Here is a 19,092-nt window from a genome sequence, read left to right as displayed (position 1 = left end):
TTAAGAATATATTGTAGGAGAAAAAGATATGGCAAGTTTGGAAACACCGGTCTGCGATTTTGGCTGGAAAGCGGTTGATTTTGATTTATTGGGTGTCGACGGCAAGCGCTATAACCTGGCTACGGCAAAAGGGGAGAATGGTTTGCTGGTGATGTTCATTTGCAACCATTGTCCGTACGTGAAAGCGGTGCAGGACCGCATCATTCGCGATGTGAATGAGTTGAAAGCGCATGGCATCAGCGCCATCGCCATCATGTCGAACGATCCGGCCGATTACCCGGAAGATTCGTTCGACAATATGGCGCTGGTGGCGAAAAAACTGAATTACCCTTTCCCGTACGTTTGGGATGAAACGCAGGAAATAGCGAAACGCTATGGCGCGGTGTGTACGCCTGATTTTTTCGGCTTCAACAGCAAATTGGAATTGCAGTACCGCGGACGACTGGATGCATCGCGCAAAGAAGCGGCGCCGGCCGATGTGCGCCGCGATTTGTTCGAAGCCATGCTGCAAGTGGCTAAAACCGGTCGCGGTCCGGCGGAGCAAATTCCAAGTATCGGTTGTTCGATTAAGTGGCGTGTGGAGTAAATGTGCTGGAAAAAGTGATCACAGCAGTAAGAGAAGTTGCGCAGCAAGTTATCATGCCGCGCTATTTGCAAGTAGACCGGCAAATTAAATCGGATGGCAGTTTCTTTACCGAAGCCGATGTGGCGGCGCAGCAGGCTTTGCTGGAAAAGCTGCAAGCGATTCATCCCGCCGCTGCGATGGGTGAGGAAATGACCGAGCAGGAGCAAGAGACGCAGTGGATCAAGGGGCAATCCGGATTGTGGAGTATCGATCCGATCGATGGCACGTCCAATTTTCTTAACGGATTACCGTACTTTGCCATTTCGGTGGCCTTCATGGAACAGGGAAAAAGTGTTCTGGGTGTGATCTATAACCCGGTGACTGACGAGATGTTTTATGCCACGAAAGGCGGCGGCGCTTTTTTGAATGGCGCTGCATTGCCACTGAAGAAACATGTGCCGGCATTATCCGGCGCGATGGCCAATGTCGATTTGAAACGGCTGGACCGGGAATTTGCCGCCCGGGTGGCGGCCTATCCGCCGTTTGCTTCGCAGCGTAATTTTGGCGCGTGCGCGCTGGAATGGTGCTATACCGCCGCCGGTTATTTTGATTTGTATTTGCACGGCGGGCAAAAGCCGTGGGATTACGGCGCGGGTTCTTTGATTCTCGCCGAAGCGGGCGGGCATATGTGCGGTTTCGAGCACGACGATTACTGGGCGGGGTCGCCGTGGACACGATCCGTGATCGCGGCGCTGGATCCCGGACTATTTGCGCAATGGCGCGATTGGGTGCGCGAGAACCGCAAAGGATAGGCTGTTTAATTGAAAATCATCATTCTGGGCGCAGGCCAAGTCGGTTCATCGGTGGCGGAAAGCTTGGTCAGCGAAGCCAATGACATCACGATGGTCGATGTCAATCCCAAGCGTTTGGCGTTATTGCAGGATCGTCTGGATTTACGCACCGTCGTCGGCAATGCTTCGCATCCGTCGGTGCTCGTTAATGCCGGTGCGCCCGATGCGGATATGGTGCTGGCGGTCACCGAGCACGATGAAACCAATTTGGTGGCATGCAAGCTGGCCGCCACGCTCTTTAATACGCCGACTAAAATTGCGCGTATTCGCTCGACCGAATATTTGGCGCACCCGGAAATTTTTTCCACGGAAAACTTCTGTGTCGACTTTGCCATTTCTCCCGAGCAGATTCTGACCGAATATATCGAGAAACTGGTCGAGTTTCCCGAAGCTTTGCAGGTGCTCGACTTTGCGTTGGGGAAAGTGAGTCTGGTTGCGGTGCGCGCATTAAAGGGCGGCTCATTGGTCGGGCAGCAGTTGCAGCAATTGCGTAAACATGTGCCCAATGTGGATACCCGTGTGGCGGCTATTTTCCGCCAAGACCGGCCGATTATTCCGGAAGGCGATACCATCATCGAAGCGGAAGACGAAGTATTCTTTATTGCCGCAACGGAAGATATCCGCACGGTGATGCGGGAGTTGCGCAAAATGGATAGACCGGTCAGGCACGTCATGATTGCCGGTGGCGGAAGAATCGGTAAGCGCCTCGCAATGACATTGGAAAAAGATTATCAGGTGAGAATTATCGAACGCGACTACCCGGCTTGCGAGCGCCTGGCGGGTGAATTAAGTAATACGCTGGTGCTGCATGGCGATGCAACGGATGAGGATCTGCTGGACGACGAGAATATCGCCGAGATGGATTTGTTTTGCGCGCTGACCAATGATGAAGAGAACAATATTATGGCTGCGCTGCTGGCGAAGCGCATGGGAGCGCATAAAGTCATCGCGTTGATCAACCGGCGCGCGTATGTGGATCTGGTGCAAGGCAGCCGCATCGATATTGCAATTTCGCCAGCGCAAGTGACGATCGGCTCACTCCTCGCATACGTGCGTCATGGTGATGTTGCTGCCGTGCACAGCTTGCGGCGTGGTGCGGCGGAAGCATTGGAGCTGGTTGCGCATGGCGATGCGCGATCGTCAAAAGTGGTCGGGCGCAAAGTTGAAGAAATCAAATTGCCGAAAGGTGCAACCATTGGCGCAATCGTACGCGGTCTGCCGAAATCGGAAGCATTGTTTGGTGAAAGTCTGGTTTCCGGGCAGGAAACGGAATTATCAGAATCGATTCACGCGGCGCGCGTTATCATCGCGCATCACGATACGGTGATTGAATCGGAGGATCATGTGATCTTATTCGTGATTAACCGCAAAATGATCCGCGAAGTGGAAAGACTGTTTCAGGTAAGTGTCGGTTTTCTGTAGCCAATAACCGTATGAATCGTTTGTTTGCTGTTGTTAACGTGCTCGGCAAGATGGTGCTGGTGTTTGGTCTGACCATGTTGATTCCGCTGGGTTTTGCGATGTGGAGCAACGACGGCACGCACGTGGTCTTTGGAAAATCCATCATCGTTACGCTGGGCAGCGGGTTGATCATGTCGATTGCAACGCAGCGCTTTAAGCGCGAATTGCAAACACGAGATGGCTTCTTGCTGGTTGTGCTGGTGTGGTCGGCACTGCCGGCGTTTGCCATGCTACCGCTGTTGTTGCAGCTTCCGGAGCTTAATCTCAGTATGGCCTATTTTGAAGCGGCTTCGGGTTTGACCGCGACGGGCGGCACGGTATTGTCCGGTTTGGATACGTTGCCGCCATCCATCAATTTATGGCGCGGCGAAATGGTATGGCTTGGCGGTATGGGATTGATCGTATTGGCGGTCGCGATTTTGCCATTGCTGGGGGTGGGCGGGCGGCAATTGCTGAATGCCGAGATACCGGGGCCGATGAAGGAAAATAAGCTGACGCCGCGTATCGCCGAGACTGCAAAGGGGCTGTGGTCCATTTATGCGAGTCTGACACTAGTTTGTATTGTCGCTTATAAGTGGGCTGGCATGAATTGGTTCGATGCGGTGATGCACGCCTTCACGACTTTGGGATTGGGCGGTTTTTCTTCGCATGATGCGAGTTACGCTTACTGGAATTCGCCGCTCATCGAAGTGGTTGCGATCGTATTCATGTTGATTGCCGGGATAAATTTTGCCACGCATTTTCTGGTGTGGCGTGCTAAAAATCTGATCTTTTACCGGCATGATTCTGAGGTGGGATGGTATATCGTGATTGTGTTTGCGAGCTGCATGGGGCTGGCATTTTATCTATGGTTTTCCGGTATTTATGCAGAACCTCTGACCGCATTACGTTACGCCGCTTTTAACGTAGTTTCGGTGGCGACAACCACTGGCTACAGCAATACCGATTACAGCTTGTGGCCGATATTTGCTCCGCTTTGGATGTTGTTTTTATCTGGGTTTTGCACCTCCTCAGGTTCCACTGGGGGCGGCATTAAAATGATACGGGCGCGAATTTTATATCAGCAACTGTATCGTGAAATTATCACGATCATGCATCCGAGTGCTGTTATTCCGGCCAAATTGGGTAGAAGTGTGCTGGCAAATCGAGTCATTCTTGCGGTGCTGGTATTTCTGTTTGTGTATACGGCGAGTATCGTGTTGATGACGCTCGCTTTAACGCTTAGCGGATTGGATGTCATCACATCTTTTTCTGCAGCAGCGGCTTGTATTAATAATCTGGGACCAGGACTCGGCGATATCGGGCCGGCAACAACCTACGCATCACTGACGGACTTTCAAACATGGGTTTGCAGCTTTGCCATGTTGTTGGGTAGATTGGAGTTTTTTACAGTACTCGCTATATTCACGCCGGCATTCTGGAGGAAATAAATTCAATAGCGGTATGCTGATTTTATAAGCTGTTGCCAAATTTTCATAAGGAGCGTGGGTGGATAATACCGGTGTGTTGAAAGGTATCAAAGTCATGGTGATCGATGACAGTAATACAATCCGGAAAAGTGCTGAAATTTTTCTAAAACCTTTTGGTTGTCAGGTTATATTGGCGGAAGACGGATTTGAAGCGATGTCGAAAATTGTGGAAAACCAACCTGATATTATTTTTGTTGATATTACAATGCCGCGTTTGGATGGCTATCAAACGTGCAAGCTGATTAAGAATAATCCGATTTATCAATCGACTCCGGTAGTTATGCTATCCAGTAAGGATGGGTTATTTGATAAAGCCCGAGGCAGGATGGCAGGGTCGAATGATTATCTGACAAAGCCATTTACCGCAGAGGGTTTATTGAGCATAATACGAAGCTATACTTTGCAGTCAAATTGAGTAGCGTATTTGGGTGTTGAGAATGCGATTCGTATCTTCAATTGAGTTTAGTAAGAAGATTGAATTTGATTTGAATATATCTGAAGATTATTCTCTTAGTATTTGTATGCGAAGTAGAATCAGGCATTTAGTAAATAAGAAGCCCCTGAGGGATGGAGGGGATTTTATGACAAATGACTTGACTTTGGACCCCAAGGTCGACTAGCCTGAGAGGTGTGGTTAAATTAGGTTGCAGGAGAGGCTAATTTAGCTGCCGAGATCTAGCAGTACTAATTAATTAGTATTAGGAAGTAGAACGAGAAAGAAGAACGAGAAGTAGTTTTGATTAACAGTTAGGAGGTAGAAACATGGCAACAACCTATGGCACGTCAAGTGCATCAAGCGCAAGCTATGACATGTCGCTGTGGTACGACTCGAAGTACTACAAGCTGGGCATGTTAACAATGCTGTTGGTAGCGATATTCTGGATCTGGTACCAAAGGACGTTTGCATACTCACACGGTATGGACTCGATGGAACCGGAATTTGACAAGGTATGGATGGGACTGTGGCGCGTTCACATGACCCTGATGCCGCTGTTTGCGTTGGTAACCTGGGGCTGGATACTGAAGACCCGCGACACCAAAGAACAACTGGACAATCTGGACACCAAACTGGAAATTAAACGTTATTTCTACTGGATGATGTGGCTGGGTGTGTATCTGTTTGGTGTTTACTGGGGCGGTAGCTTCTTCACCGAGCAAGACGCATCGTGGCACCAAGTGATTATTCGTGACACCAGCTTCACACCAAGTCACGTAGTGGTGTTCTACGGCTCATTCCCGATGTACATCGTGTGTGGCGTAGCATCCTACCTGTACGCGATGACCCGTCTGCCGTTATACAGCCGCGGTACATCATTCCCGCTGGTTATGGCGATTGCCGGCCCGCTGATGATTCTGCCGAACGTTGGTTTGAACGAATGGGGTCACGCATTCTGGTTCATGGAAGAACTGTTTAGCGCGCCACTGCACTGGGGCTTTGTAATTCTGGGCTGGGCAGGTTTATTCTCGGGCGGTATTGCAGCACAAATCATCACCCGTTACTCGAACCTGACCGACGTAACCTGGAATGGTCAAAGCAGAGAGATTCTGAACAACAGAATCGTACCTTAATTCTTGAGGTTAATTCTTCCTGCCCGGCTGGGCGGGAAGGATAGAAGAATTTAAGAAAGATTAGCAGCAGTCATGAAAACGGCCGATAGGCTGACGACAAAAAGAAGCAAGGGAATCGTCAAGTTTTCATAATTTAATATCACACGAAATGAAGAAGGGAGGGTCTAGTGAGTAGAACAGACGAAATTTTAGCAGCGGCGAAGATGGTGCCGGAAGCGGTCAAGATGTCCAGATACATAGATGCGGTATATTTTCCGATTCTGTGTATATTGCTGGTAGGAACCTATCACATGCACTTCATGCTGTTAGCAGGAGACTGGGATTTCTGGTTGGATTGGAAAGACCGTCAATGGTGGCCGGTAGTGACACCGATTGTAGGTATCATGTACTGTGCAGCACTGATGTATTACCTGTGGGTAAACTATCGCCTGCCATTTGGCGCGACACTCTGTATCGTATGCCTGTTAGTAGGTGAATGGCTGACCCGTTACTGGGGCTTCTACTGGTGGTCACACTATCCGCTCAACTTTGTACTGCCATCGACCATGATTCCAGGTGCGTTGATGATGGATACGATTTTACTGTTGACGGGTAACTGGCTGATCACAGCCCTGTTAGGCGGCGGCTTCTTTGGTTTATTCTTCTACCCGGGCAACTGGCCGATTTTTGGCCCAACCCACTTACCGGTGGTTGTTGAAGGCGTATTGCTGTCAGTAGCTGACTACACAGGTTTTCTGTACGTACGTACGGGTACACCTGAATACGTTCGCCTGATTGAGCAAGGCTCACTGCGTACCTTTGGTGGTCACACCACAGTGATTGCAGCGTTCTTCGCAGCATTCGTATCCATGCTGATGTTCTGCGTATGGTGGTACTTCGGTAAACTGTACTGCACCGCTTTCTACTATGTTAAAGGCGAAAGAGGACGCATATCAATGAAGAACGACGTAACCGCGTTTGGTGAAAAAGGCTTTGCACAGGGGATTAGATAATGAACATAAGAAGCATATTTAAACTGGGCGTATTAGGCCTGTATGGAGCAGCGATTGGAGCGGCATCGCTGGCGATGACGCTGACGCTAGATGTTAAGACAGCAGCGGCACACGGTGAACGTTCACAAGAACCGTTCCTGCGTATGCGTAGTATTCAATGGTACGATTTGAAATGGCAACCGAAAGTCACCAAAGTCAACGACATTGCGACGATGACTGGTTTCTTTCACTTAGCGGAAGATTGGCCACGTGCGGTAGGTAAACCAACACGCGCCTTCTTTAACGTAGGTAGCCCAAGCCCGGTGTTTGTACGTTTAAGCACCAAACTGAACGGCGAACCGACGTTTATTTCAGGTCCTTTGGAAATTGGCCGTGACTATGCATTTGAAGTCAGACTGAAAGCCCGCATTCCAGGACGTCATCACATGCACGCGATGGTAAACATCAAAGACGCAGGTCCTATTGCAGGTCCAGCCTCATGGATGAACATCTCTGGCAGCTGGGATGACTTTACCAACCCAGTGACCACACTGACCGGTAAAACCATCGACCTGGAAACGTTCAACTTCAGCAACGGCTTATTCTGGCACATCGTATGGCTAGGCTTAGGCTGCTTCTGGATTGGCTACTTTGTAGCGAAACCGATGTTCCTGCCACGTAGCCGTGTACTGCTGGCGTATGGTGACGAATTATTGACCTCACCAACGGACAGAAAAGTAGGCCTTGCAGTAGCGATACTGACCTGCGCGATCGTCTGGGGCGGCTATCGTTACACCGAAAGCGTACACCCCTACACAGTACCGATCCAAGCGGGCGAATCGAAAGTGGCGCCGTTGCCGATTGCACCGAACCCTGTTGCAATCAAAGTAACGCATGCTAACTACGACGTACCAGGTCGTGCACTGCGTGTAACGATGGAAATCACCAACAACGGTGACTCAGCGGTCAACATTGGTGAATTCACGACAGCGGGCGTACGCTTTGTGAACGAACTGGGCCGCAAGCACCTGGATCCTGACTATCCAAGAGAACTGGTAGCGACCGGTTTGACGATGGATGATGACAAAGGCGTCCAACCTGGCGAAACCCGCGAAGTTAAGATGGAAGCTAAAGACGCGCTGTGGGAAGTACAACGTCTGATGGCACTGTTGGGTGACCCTGAGAGCCGTTTTGGCGGGTTGCTGATGACCTGGGATGAAGCAGGCAATCGTTATATCAACAGTATTGCAGGCGCGGTAATTCCAGTCTTTACCAAGCTGTAAGAGAAGTTAAGGTAACAACACCGGTACACCACTGTCGCAAGACAGCCGGTGTACCGGTTTTTTTATCGGTCAAAGAAATAAGTAAAAATTTAAGGCAGTAAAAGAATGCAGACACAAGAACTGGCAACATTAGATGCACTCATCCAAGAGGAGGATTTGTCGTGGTCAGGCAAATAGCACAAACGGGGATTGCGGTCTTGACACTTGTGATGGCGCTGTATACGAACACTGCTGGCGCACATGGCAAAGTAACCATGGAAGAAGACAGCTGTATGCGCCGGATCGGTGAAAACATGATTCACCTCAGCACCTATCAACCACAAGTAGACGAAGAAGGTCATTACTGCACGGAAATACCCAAAGCGGGTAATGCCATACTCGTGATAGATTTGGTAGATCCTGCGCTGCGCGAGATGCCGATAAGCCTGAAAGTTGTGCAAGGCAGCAAAGCAGGTGAAGGAGAAGCGGTCACAAATTTGCGTCCGGCGATGTATCAGGACGGCGTGATCAGCACGCAAAGTCAATTAGCGCAAGGGAAGTATCTGGTACAGATTACAGCGGAAGGCGTACCGCCGTTAAACTATGAATATCACTTGCGGGTAGAGATGATCAACTACGCGGAAGTATTCAGAGCCGCCATAGGACCGGCAGTCGGCCTATTGCTGACCACAATACTTGGGTATAAACTCACCCGCTCAAGACGCTTCAGAGACTGGCTGGCGACGCGTCGGTCGGACAAGAATTGAACAATCCGAAAGCAGAAAGAATATATTAGAGACTAATCATTTATCGACACAGGAAATGCAAACAATGTCAGCAAGACTAATAGATATAAAACAAGCGATACTCACGATAATACTCGCAACGGGCATGATATTCACCTCACAAGTACAAGCGCACGGTGGTTTGGCACTGGCGGATGACATGTGTGTGCTGACGGTAGGGCCATACCGGATGCACTTTACCGGCTATCAACCGCTATCTCAGGAAGAAGAATTCTGCGAAGACATACCGGAAACAGGCAAGACAGTGATAGCGCTGGACTATATACAAGAAGAATTGCGACCGCTGACGACGGAAGTACGGATAATCCGGGATACGGGATCGGAAGCGAATCTGGACGAAATCACGGTATTCCATTTACCGCCCAAAGTATATCCGTCGGCATCGATAGCGGTGGAGCATGTATTTCCGGAGAAGGGCAAGTTTGTAGGATTGGTGACGGTAACGGGCGGGGCGCAGGAATATGTATCGCGTTTTCCGTTCTCGGTAGGTGAAGGCCGTCCGACCCCGAAAGCGGCGATTATTGCACCGGTGGTACTGGTCATCGCCGTTGCTGCTTTCTTCTTCATGCGTAAGCGTAAGCCGAAAGCTGCTTGATAAGACATAGCAAGTCAAAAAATACAAAAAGCACAACAGGAAATTTCCTGTTGTGCTTTTTTTCTATCCAAAAATTAGAAATGCGCGCTGTTTGATCAACGGGTATCACTAGTTGATTCATCCATGCGATTGTAAAACCTTATACAACCGCGCCATCATTATCTAAAGGTTTCTTCTCAATCTTAACAAGATCTTCGCGTTTGACGCCTAGAAGCATGATGATTGAACTTCCGACCATAATCGACGAATAAATCCCGAACCAAATACCGATGGTCAATGCCAGCGCAAAGTAGTGAAGCACTTCACCGCCGAATAAAAGCATCGCGATGACGACCATCTGTGTGCTTCCATGAGTAATGACTGTGCGTGACATCGTTTGTGTAATGGCGCTATCGATGACTTCGGTAATGGATGCTTTGCGATATTTACGGAAATTCTCGCGAATGCGATCGAAAATAACGACCGACTCATTAACTGAGTAACCCAGTATGGCCAATATGGCGGCGAGTACCGTGAGCGAAAATTCCCATTGGAAAAAAGCAAAGCAGCCAACGATGATAACGACGTCATGCAAATTGGCAATAATACCCGATACGCCAAATTTCCACTCGAACCGTACTGCCAAGTAAGCAACGATACCCAGTGAAACAAATAGTAAGGCAAGCGCACCGTTTTCCAGCAATTCTGCTCCAACTTGCGGACCGACAAATTCCACCCGTTTCATTTCGACGGATGAGTCAACTTGTTTCAGCGCAGTCATTACAGTTTCCGATAACTGGGCACTGGAGATTTCAGGTTTGATCGGCAGACGTATGAGAACATCGCGAGAAGTGCCGAAATTCTGCACACTGGCGTCCGGCATCTCGAGACTGGCCAATACCCCCCTAACTTTCTCAAGATCGGCGGTTTGGCCGTAACTGACTTCCAATACGGTTCCGCCTGTAAAATCGACGCCGAGATTGAGTCCTTTTGTGGCAATAAAGAAAACAGATAGAGCAAATGTCACAATTGAAATGACAGCCCCGACCCGTCTCCATCGCATAAAGGGAATGTTACGATTAAATCTAAAAAATTCCATGATTTACTTTACTTCCTTATAAATCCGATCAATCAGCTTTTGGATTGCTTGGTATCAGATGATTTCCGCTTGTTTTTAGCCTTACCCGGCTTTCTTTCGCTCGATTCAGCTTGAACATCAAGATCAGTTTCTTGGATAACTTCAGTTTTAGCCTCAGGCTGTTCTGTAACTTTTTTCTGAATATCGATCGATTCTTCGCCTGCTTTGCTACGAGCTAATGCAGTTCTATGAGCAGTCTTATTTTGTTCCGGTATCCAGATTTTTCCAATCGGGACATAATCAAGTCTGCGACGACTTCCATAGACCAAATTGACTATGCCTCTTGTCACAAAAGTGGCGGTAAATACGGAAGTCATAATGCCTAAGCAAAGTACTACCGCAAATCCTTTTACCGGACCTGAACCAAAAGCAAACAACGCAATACCGGCAATGAGGGTGGTAATGTTGGAATCAACAATCGTACCGAAGGCACGCTCGAATCCGGCATGAATAGCCAATTGCGGAGAAGCGCCGGTGCGTAATTCGTCCCTAATCCGCTCATTGATCAGCACATTGGCATCAATCGCCATGCCGACCGTCAGGGCCAGTGCAGCCATTCCGGGGAGTGTCAGCGTAGCCTGCATGATGGATAATAAACCAACCAGCAGCAATAGATTCATGGCCAGTGCAACGACCGAGATCATGCCGAACGCCGTGTAGTAGATGGCAACGAAGATAGCGACACCCAAGAAACCATATAATGTCGAGTTAAAGCCCCGGGCAATATTCTCCGCGCCCAAGCTTGGTCCTACTGTGCGCTCTTCAATGATGTCCATCGGTGCTGCCAAAGCACCAGCACGCAGTAATAACGCAACATCGCGCGCTTCCTTGCTGGTCATGCGCCCGCTGATCTGCACGCGCCCGCCGCCGATTTCTTCACGAATGACCGGCGCGGTGATGACTTCCGCTTTATTTTTCTCAATCAGTAAAATGGCCATTCTTTTGCCGACATTATCTCGTGTTAATTGTTTGAAAATGCGCGATCCGCCATTGTCTAAATTGAGATGTACCGCAGGCTGATTGTCTTTATCAAAGCCAGGTTGCGCATCGGTGATATGTTCACCCGTCAACAATACTTGTTTTTTAACGAGTAATGGACTTCCCCCCCGCTCTTCATATAGTTCGGTACCCGCTGGCACCTTACCCCGCAACGCGGCATCGAGATCGTGTTCGTCATCGACCATGCGAACCTCCAGCGTAGCGGTGCGTCCGAGGATGTCTTTGGCTTTGGCGGTATCCTGCACGCCCGGCAATTGCACGATGACACGATCCACGCCGGCTTTCTGAATGATCGGCTCCGCAACCCCTAATTCATTGACGCGATTGCGCAGGGTTGTGATGTTCTGCAATACCGCCGAGTCTTGCATGCGGGCGATCGCTTCGGTTTTAATTGTTGCGATCAAGTGGTAGCGGCTATCGAGATTTTCTTCCTTCCAACCGAGATCCGGGTAATTCGACTTCAATTCGGTCTCGGCTTTTGCACGTGATTCGGCATCGCGGAATTTCAGAGTCAGTCTCTTAGCATGTTTCTCAAGTCCGGCATAGGAAATTTTTTGTTCGCGCAATTTGGCGCGTATATCCGCGCTGTAGCGATCCAGTGACTTGTCGAGCGCACCTTCCATATCGACCGCCAGCATGAAATGCACGCCGCCGCGCAAATCCAGCCCTAAATACATCGGCAAGGCGCCGAGATCGGTCAGCCACTGCGGAGAATTCGGCAGCAAATTCAGCGCGATTATATAGTCGCTGCCAAGTGCGGATTCCAGCAAATCTTTAGCTTTGATTTGGGTATCCGTATCGGCGAAACGTACCTTGACGCTTCCTTCTTCCAGAAGTGTTCCATCCGTTTCAAGATTGGCTTGCTTCAATGCGTCTTCGACTCGTTGCAACAAGGCGGTATCAGTGCTTGCGGAAATCCGTAAAGGAGAAATCTGTACTGCGGGCGATTCGCCGAAGAAATTCGGCAAAGTGTAAAGCAGGCCGAGTAACAGTGAAACCGCAATAATCAGGTATTGCCAAAGTGCGTAGCGGTTCATGTGTGTCAGTTAATAATTAATAGATGATAAAAGGTAAAAAAGAGGTGTCATGCCAGGCAGTGCAGTCAATACTTTTTCTTGCCTGCGCAGCTATTTTTTTGCGCTATGTTGTTCAGCTTCGGCATCCTTACCGGCTGAGTTTTCTGCTGTTTCCGCCTCATTATTTTCTAATGTGGCGGTTGTTTTGGTTATTTTGGATTTTTGTGTTTTACCTTTCGGTTCGATACTCTTCAATGTTCCTTTCGGCAGCAAAGTCTGCACCGAAGATTTCAGAACGGTGACTTCAGTGGCAGGCGCTATTTCGATAATGACATAATTCTCGCTGACATTGAGAACCTGCCCGAGGATACCGCCGTTCGTGATGACTTCGTCACCTCTTTGCAAACTATCCACCATTTGCTTTTGTTCTTTTGCGCGTTTGGCCTGTGGACGGATCAGCAGAAAATAAAATAACAACAATAATCCGAACATCGGCAGCAGACTCATCCAATCTGCAGTGTCTTGTGCCGACGAAGCGGCTTGGGCAAATGCATCATTAATCAGCATAAAACTCTCCCTTTTCTAAAAAGGCTACATATTAACATGATGATCCCTTATGCCAGAAATTCTTCTGCATATTCCTCAAATTGTTTGTTTTCGATTGCACTACGGATTTCTACCATTAGTTGCTGGTAGTAAAACAGATTGTGCACGGTGTTCAGGTGCGCGCCCAACATTTCATTGATGCGCTGCAAATGGTGCAGATAAGCGCGGCTGAAATGCCGGCAGGTATAGCAACCGCACTGCTCATCCGGCGGCGAGGTATCCAACCGGTAACGGCTGTTGCGCAATTTGAGGATGCCGTGGCGCGTATACAGCCAGCCGTTGCGGGCGTTGCGCGTCGGCAGCACGCAATCGAACATGTCAATGCCTTGCGCTACGGCATGCACAATATCCGCGGGCGTGCCGACGCCCATCAAATAACGCGGCTTATTGGCGGGCAACAGCGGTGCCGTATGTGTCAGGATGCGCTGCATGTCTGCCTTGGGTTCGCCCACGGATAATCCGCCGATCGCGTAGCCGTCAAAACCGATGGTCTGCAAACCGGCCAATGACTGGTCGCGCAGATGCTCGAACATGCCGCCTTGCACGATGCCGAATAACGCATTCGGGTTATCGTGATGCGCTTGTTTGGAACGTTCCGCCCAGCGCAGGCTGAGTTCCATGGATAACTGAGCAGTGGTTTCATCCGCCGGATAAGGCGTGCATTCATCAAAGATCATCACAATATCGGAATTGAGCGTGTGTTGAATCCGCATCGATTCTTCCGGCGATAAAAAACAGTTGTCGCCATTGACCGGCGATTTGAAGTGAACGCCTTGCTCGGTGATTTTGCGCAATTCACCCAAGCTGAAAACCTGGAAACCGCCCGAATCGGTCAATATCGGGCCGTGCCATCCCATGAAGTCATGCAATCCGTTATGCGCTTCGATAACTTCCAAGCCGGGGCGCAGCCACAAATGAAAGGTATTGCCCAGAATGATTTGTGCGCTCGTCGCTTGCAGCGCGGCGGGCGACATGCTTTTGACCGCGCCGTAAGTGCCCACCGGCATGAAAACCGGGGTCTCGACCGTACCGTGCGCGAGCGTTAATGTTCCTCGGCGAGCGGCTTTATCAGTTGAATGCAACTGAAATTTCATGACTTCCTCTCAATCAACATGGCATCTCCGTAACTGAAAAAACGATAGCGTTCATTAACCGCATGCTGATAAGCGCGCCGGATATTATCCATGCCGGCAAATGCCGAGACCAGCATCAGCAACGTCGAACATGGTAAGTGAAAGTTGGTCAGCAAGCGTTCGACCACTTGGAAACGATGGCCCGGCGTAATAAAAATCCGCGTATCGCCATAGCCTGCAACCAACTGACCCTGGTGCAGCGCTGCGCACGATTCCAGCGCCCGCAGCGAGGTGGTGCCGACAGCGAGAATGCGTCCGACCGATTGCTTGGCTTGTCGGATTGCATCCGCGGTGGCTTGGGGGATATGGTAGGTTTCGCGGTGCATGACGTGATCGGCGATATTGCTAACCCGCACCGGTTGAAATGTTCCTGCGCCGACATGTAAGGTGACATAAGTGATCATGACGCCCATCGCACGCAATTGATCCATCATGCCGGCGTCAAAATGCAATCCGGCCGTCGGCGCAGCGACAGCGCCCGCATTTCGCGCATAAACCGTTTGATAACGCGCTTCGTCTGCCGAAGTGGCCGGGCGGCCAATATACGGGGGTAACGGCAGTTGGCCGTAGCGTTCGAGCAATTCCGCAACCGTCTTTTCATGCTCGAAGCGTAAAGTATAAAATTCCAGCTCACGCGTGACCACGGTCGCCGGTATTGCATCCGCCAGCAGTAACGTTGAGTCCGGTTTGGGCGCATGGCTGGCGCGGATAACCGCTAAAACATGGCGATCATCGAGTATCCGTTCCACCATGACTTCCACTTTGCCGCCGCTATCCTTCTTCCCGAATAAGCGCGCTTTGATGACTTGAGTATCATTGAATACCATCACATCCCCAGCGCGCAGGTAATCAGGCAGATTGGAAAATATCGTATCCTGCCAGCGATTTTGATTGCTATCCAGATGGAGCAACCGGCTGCCGGTGCGATGTTCAGCGGGGAATTGTGCAATCAGTTCGGCGGGCAGGTGGAAATCAAAATCCTGAGTCTTCATGCCGGTATTATACCGGTAGCGGATGTTTTCCGCCCATGCGGCTTGCTGTACTTGCGCTTTTCAGTGATAATTGCGCCTTCTGTTTGTTCGAAAACAGGCGAAGTGTTTAGCCGAGATGGCGGAATTGGTAGACGCACGGGACTCAAAATCCCGCGATGGTGACATCATGGGGGTTCGATTCCCCCTCTCGGCACCACTCGAATAAATCAAGAAAATCACTGTGTATAAACTGTGCACTGCATGCAAACGATTCTTCGTTCTTATAATTTCCTGTAAACAGCGTAGTGTTGATCTTCGTGTAGCGTGCAATCGGCCTATACGCTCAAAGACTATTCATTCAACGCAAGCATTGATTTTGTAATCAATCTTTTTCTTATTTATCAAAGTATATTATTCATTATCCACAAATTCTGTGGATAACTTTGTGAATAATTGCTTGGCTTCAGTACTTAACCTGCATATTTCTAAGGATTTTTGTTGATCTGATTAATTATTTAACACAATAATTATGTGACACTTATCATATGGTTATGGGATACTTTTCATCCTGATACAAAATTGTGAGGAAGGATTTCTAGAATCTGATCGGATTGTGGATTATTTGAAATGTCAAGGAAAAACTGAATGGCTTGCCGGTGGAAAAGTGAGAATGCTGGCTGGTTAGGCCGGTAAAGAATCGATTTGTCCAATTGATAGCGTATTTAAATTGTCGAGTTAAAGGCATTCGCGGTGGTGGCTGCAATCAGCCGTCAGCGTTTTTTGCGTCACGTATCAGAGAAATTTTCTTTTCGAAACTTCAATATAAAGTCCAATATTAGCTTTATTCAAAGCATTCATGTAGGAATTTTTGAGTATAATAGTAAGAAAATGCCCTAAAATAATTTTTTAATATAATGATATATATGTATTATTTAATGTTTTGTGGAAAGTTAATCGGATAAATGGTTTAGGATTATTGAAAGCTGACAATGCTTATTTTTTTCTCCCAAGAAAAGACCGATTTACCGGATCACTATCAAGATCTGTTCGAAGTTTGCCATTTCAGTGATTTTTCCGGCTGGAAAAAAAATAAAATCACTCCTTCCGCATTCATCATCGCTGGAAAAGACCGGCAATATATTTCTTCAGTGCTTGGAAAAATACGCAGAGATGATGACGTTTTTGCATCATTGTGTTTCGCGGCCGACCCGGTTGCTCCATTCGATAGTTTATTATTGGATGGCCAATTGCCGCAGCCGCCGGTTTTACGGGAAGCGGTGAATCAAGTTGAGGATTTGCTGAAATCGCTGAAGAGTAATGAGACTTACATTACACGCCAAGGCCGATTAATCAAATATTTGTGGTTACGTCCGGATTTTATTCTGCAGCCGCACCATGAGTGGCAATATCCACGTTTTTACCGCTATCCGCTGCTGGAAGCACTGAGTCAGGATGGGGCCGACTCTTTCGAATGGCTGCGTAATCTCGCCAATAATAAAATAATCGAAGCTTTGACGATGGTTGACCGGCAGCGGGAATGCAGTTATTGCCGTTCGGCGCATTTGAGTTTTATCGATGTATGCCCGAATTGTCTGTCGATCGATATCAAATTGCAGGCTTCCTTGCATTGCTTTACTTGCGGTTGCGTCGATGTGCAGGATAGATTCATGCACAGCGGCACTATCGTGTGCCCTAAGTGCCATACGCATTTGCGGCATATCGGCAGCGACTATGACCGGCCGATCGAGAACTATCGCTGTCAATCGTGCAGTCAATCATTTGTGGAAGGCGATGTGCAGGTCCGTTGCGCGATGTGTGAAAAAGAAACGAAGCCCGGCGATCTCGTTCTGAATGAAGTGCATAGCTGGCGCTTGAGCGATAAAGGCAGGACGATTGCTTTTCGCGGCGAAGTATTCGATTTGTCTTCGGGTTTCGATCAACTCGATTTTATTTCTCGTGAATTATTTATTCACGATCTCGATTGGATGATGGTGACATCGCAACGTTATCTCAATGTGCATTTCAGCTTATTCGGTATCTATTTTGCCAATTTGCCGGATTTGGCGGAGCTGTTTAACCATGCGCGGTTGCTGCAAATGCTCGAATCCTTTGCGCAACGCTTGAGAAGCCTGCTGCGCACCCCCGATCTTTCCACGCGGACTTCCGAGAACATGTTGTGGCTGTTGCTGCCGAATACCGATGAACAAGGGCTACACGGCTTTCAAAAACGTATCGAAAGCAGTATGAAAACGCTGCTGGAAGAAAGTGAGCACAAACTGGATTTCCGTTTTATCGGGATTTCTTCGCGGAATATATCCGGTAAGGAGAATGCCCAGCTCCTATTGGCGCGTCTTGCGGGCGAGTTGTTATAGTTCATGGAAAGTCTGCAACTGGTCTGGACCTTTTTTCTTGTAACAACTTCGCGCTATCACGATTTGCAGTATATTTTCATGCTGATTCCATTCGTGTTGTTTTTTGAATTACCGCTGTATTTTCTCAATTGGATAAGTGTCTTCCGCTATCTGTTCAAGAAATCGGCGGAAGCGCCGGAGTCTCTTCCGTACCACCCCAAGGTGACTTGTGCGATCACCTGTTACGCGGAAGGAAAGGCGGTGCAAAGTACGGTGATTTCTTTGCTGGAGCAAGTCTATCCGGGGCATATTGAAATCATTGCGATGGTCGACGGTGTGCAAAAAAATCTGGCTACTTATCAAGCTTTGAAGGAACTTGCCTCGGTGGTTGCGAATTACACCAAGCGCTCGTTGATCATTGTTCCGAAAATTCAACGCGGCGGACGGGTCTCATCATTGAACGCCGGTTTGAGCCGGGCGCATGGTGAGATTTTTTTTGCGCTGGATGGCGATACTTCGTTCGATAATCAGATGGTGAGCGCTGCCGTGGCGCACTTCCGCAATCCCGGTATTGTGGCGGTTACTGGACCGATGCGTGTGCGCAATGCCCGGAGTACGCTCATTACCCGGCTGCAGAGTCTGGAGTACATGCTGACCATGCAAATTGGCAAGCTAGGATTTGCAAAGCTGAACGTCATCAATAACGTTCCCGGCGCATTCGGTATTTTCAGAAAATCGTTCATTCAAAAGATTGGCGGATGGAATACCGGTACGGCCGAAGATCTCGACTTGACACTGCGCATCAAGCAATACCATAAGCGTTATCCACATCTGCGGATTGAATTTGAACCCGGAGCGGTTTCCCATACCGACGCACCGGAGACTTTCAAGGATTTTCTCAAGCAACGCTTACGCTGGGATGGCGATCTTTGGTATATCTACTCGAATAAACACAAGTACGGAATCTCAGCAGCCATGATGGGGTGGAGCAATTTTATATTTCTGCTGTGGTACGGCATCTTGTTTCAAATCGTCATGCCTTTTTCGATCGTGATTTATACCGTCTATTTGGCGGTAAAACTGCCTCTCCATACTTTTCTGCTCAGCATGATATTGGTTTATATATTCTATTTATGCTTGATTACGCTGCAATATATTTTCTACCTTGCGCTGGTCTCGGATAGGAAATGGGAGGACTGCGAAGCTGCTTTAATTCTTCCGGTTTACCCGCTATTCCAGTTTATTTCGCGCATATGGAGCACTGTTGCGATTTTGAATCAGATACTCAACAAAGGTCATCTGGATTCCGCGATGGCACCCTTGTGGGTGCTTAAAAAAGGGAAGCAGTAA

17 protein-coding genes and 1 tRNA gene are annotated in these 19,092 nt (G+C 48.8%); 13 read left to right on the top strand and 5 right to left on the bottom strand.

Annotated features, from left to right (window positions below):
* The first annotated feature begins 28 nt into the window (after nt 1-28).
* From HRU77_06800 to HRU77_06755, 10 genes are all read left to right on the top strand, one after another.
* Nucleotides 29-586 (top strand): thioredoxin family protein, encoded by a 558-nt coding sequence (locus HRU77_06800; GenBank protein QOJ20428.1) that lies wholly within the window; start codon nt 29-31, stop codon nt 584-586.
* Between the two features lie 2 nt (nt 587-588).
* Nucleotides 589-1,377, top strand: a complete 789-nt coding sequence (locus HRU77_06795; GenBank protein ID QOJ20427.1) for an inositol monophosphatase — start codon at nt 589-591, stop codon at nt 1,375-1,377.
* Nucleotides 1,378-1,386: 9 nt separating this feature from the next.
* On the top strand, nt 1,387-2,838 hold the full coding sequence (trkA, locus tag HRU77_06790) for a Trk system potassium transporter TrkA (protein ID QOJ20426.1): 1,452 nt from the start codon (nt 1,387-1,389) through the stop codon (nt 2,836-2,838).
* A gap of 11 nt (nt 2,839-2,849) precedes the next feature.
* A complete protein-coding gene (locus HRU77_06785; protein QOJ20425.1) occupies nt 2,850-4,307 on the top strand; it encodes a TrkH family potassium uptake protein in 1,458 nt (485 codons plus the stop codon).
* Between the two features lie 94 nt (nt 4,308-4,401).
* Nucleotides 4,402-4,761 carry a response regulator gene (locus tag HRU77_06780; GenBank protein ID QOJ22085.1) on the top strand — a complete coding sequence of 120 codons (360 nt, stop codon included), beginning with the start codon at nt 4,402-4,404 and terminating at the stop codon, nt 4,759-4,761.
* Nucleotides 4,762-5,108: 347 nt separating this feature from the next.
* The gene (locus HRU77_06775) at nt 5,109-5,915 is read left to right on the top strand and encodes a methane monooxygenase/ammonia monooxygenase subunit C (GenBank protein ID QOJ20424.1); all 807 of its coding nucleotides are present in this window, start codon (nt 5,109-5,111) and stop codon (nt 5,913-5,915) included.
* A gap of 167 nt (nt 5,916-6,082) precedes the next feature.
* Entirely contained in the window at nt 6,083-6,907 is an 825-nt protein-coding gene (locus HRU77_06770; GenBank protein QOJ20423.1) for a methane monooxygenase/ammonia monooxygenase subunit A, read from the top strand.
* Nucleotides 6,907-8,169, top strand: coding sequence for a methane monooxygenase/ammonia monooxygenase subunit B (locus tag HRU77_06765; protein QOJ20422.1), 1,263 nt, complete (start codon nt 6,907-6,909; stop codon nt 8,167-8,169). Before HRU77_06770 ends, HRU77_06765 begins: the two co-directional genes overlap by 1 nt.
* A 161-nt stretch (nt 8,170-8,330) precedes the next feature.
* The gene (locus HRU77_06760) at nt 8,331-8,915 is read left to right on the top strand and encodes a hypothetical protein (protein ID QOJ20421.1); all 585 of its coding nucleotides are present in this window, start codon (nt 8,331-8,333) and stop codon (nt 8,913-8,915) included.
* A 64-nt stretch (nt 8,916-8,979) separates the two neighbouring features.
* The gene (locus HRU77_06755) at nt 8,980-9,549 is read left to right on the top strand and encodes a hypothetical protein (protein ID QOJ20420.1); all 570 of its coding nucleotides are present in this window, start codon (nt 8,980-8,982) and stop codon (nt 9,547-9,549) included.
* Nucleotides 9,550-9,688: 139 nt separating this feature from the next.
* Here the strand turns inward: HRU77_06755 and secF are convergent, their stop codons facing one another.
* The 5 genes from secF to queA all read right to left on the bottom strand — a co-directional run bounded on the left by secF (nt 9,689) and on the right by queA (nt 15,412).
* Nucleotides 9,689-10,627 (bottom strand): protein translocase subunit SecF, encoded by a 939-nt coding sequence (secF, locus tag HRU77_06750; protein ID QOJ20419.1) that lies wholly within the window; start codon nt 10,625-10,627, stop codon nt 9,689-9,691.
* Between the two features lie 32 nt (nt 10,628-10,659).
* A complete protein-coding gene (gene secD / locus HRU77_06745; protein ID QOJ20418.1) occupies nt 10,660-12,702 on the bottom strand; it encodes a protein translocase subunit SecD in 2,043 nt (680 codons plus the stop codon).
* Nucleotides 12,703-12,792: 90 nt separating this feature from the next.
* Complete coding sequence (gene yajC / locus HRU77_06740; GenBank protein QOJ20417.1) at nt 12,793-13,248, bottom strand: preprotein translocase subunit YajC; 456 nt, start codon at nt 13,246-13,248, stop codon at nt 12,793-12,795.
* Nucleotides 13,249-13,295: 47 nt separating this feature from the next.
* Nucleotides 13,296-14,381: a tRNA guanosine(34) transglycosylase Tgt gene (tgt, locus tag HRU77_06735; GenBank protein QOJ20416.1), complete on the bottom strand. Its 1,086-nt coding sequence runs from the start codon at nt 14,379-14,381 to the stop codon at nt 13,296-13,298.
* Nucleotides 14,378-15,412 carry a tRNA preQ1(34) S-adenosylmethionine ribosyltransferase-isomerase QueA gene (gene queA, locus HRU77_06730; protein ID QOJ20415.1) on the bottom strand — a complete coding sequence of 345 codons (1,035 nt, stop codon included), beginning with the start codon at nt 15,410-15,412 and terminating at the stop codon, nt 14,378-14,380. Before queA ends, tgt begins: the two co-directional genes overlap by 4 nt.
* A gap of 109 nt (nt 15,413-15,521) precedes the next feature.
* Here queA and HRU77_06725 point away from each other — a divergent pair.
* The 3 genes from HRU77_06725 (at nt 15,522) to HRU77_06715 (ending at nt 19,092) form a co-directional block, all read left to right on the top strand.
* Nucleotides 15,522-15,608: transfer RNA gene (locus tag HRU77_06725), tRNA-Leu, on the top strand.
* Between the two features lie 772 nt (nt 15,609-16,380).
* Nucleotides 16,381-17,763, top strand: coding sequence for a diguanylate cyclase (locus HRU77_06720; GenBank protein QOJ20414.1), 1,383 nt, complete (start codon nt 16,381-16,383; stop codon nt 17,761-17,763).
* Between the two features lie 3 nt (nt 17,764-17,766).
* Nucleotides 17,767-19,092 carry a glycosyltransferase family 2 protein gene (locus HRU77_06715; protein QOJ20413.1) on the top strand — a complete coding sequence of 442 codons (1,326 nt, stop codon included), beginning with the start codon at nt 17,767-17,769 and terminating at the stop codon, nt 19,090-19,092.

The sequence above is a fragment of the Gammaproteobacteria bacterium genome, from assembly GCA_015709615.1.
Classification (GTDB): Bacteria; Pseudomonadota; Gammaproteobacteria; order Burkholderiales; family Nitrosomonadaceae; genus Nitrosomonas.
The sequence above is the reverse complement of the archived record's forward strand: the minus strand, read 5'-3'. Positions and strand labels throughout refer to the sequence as shown.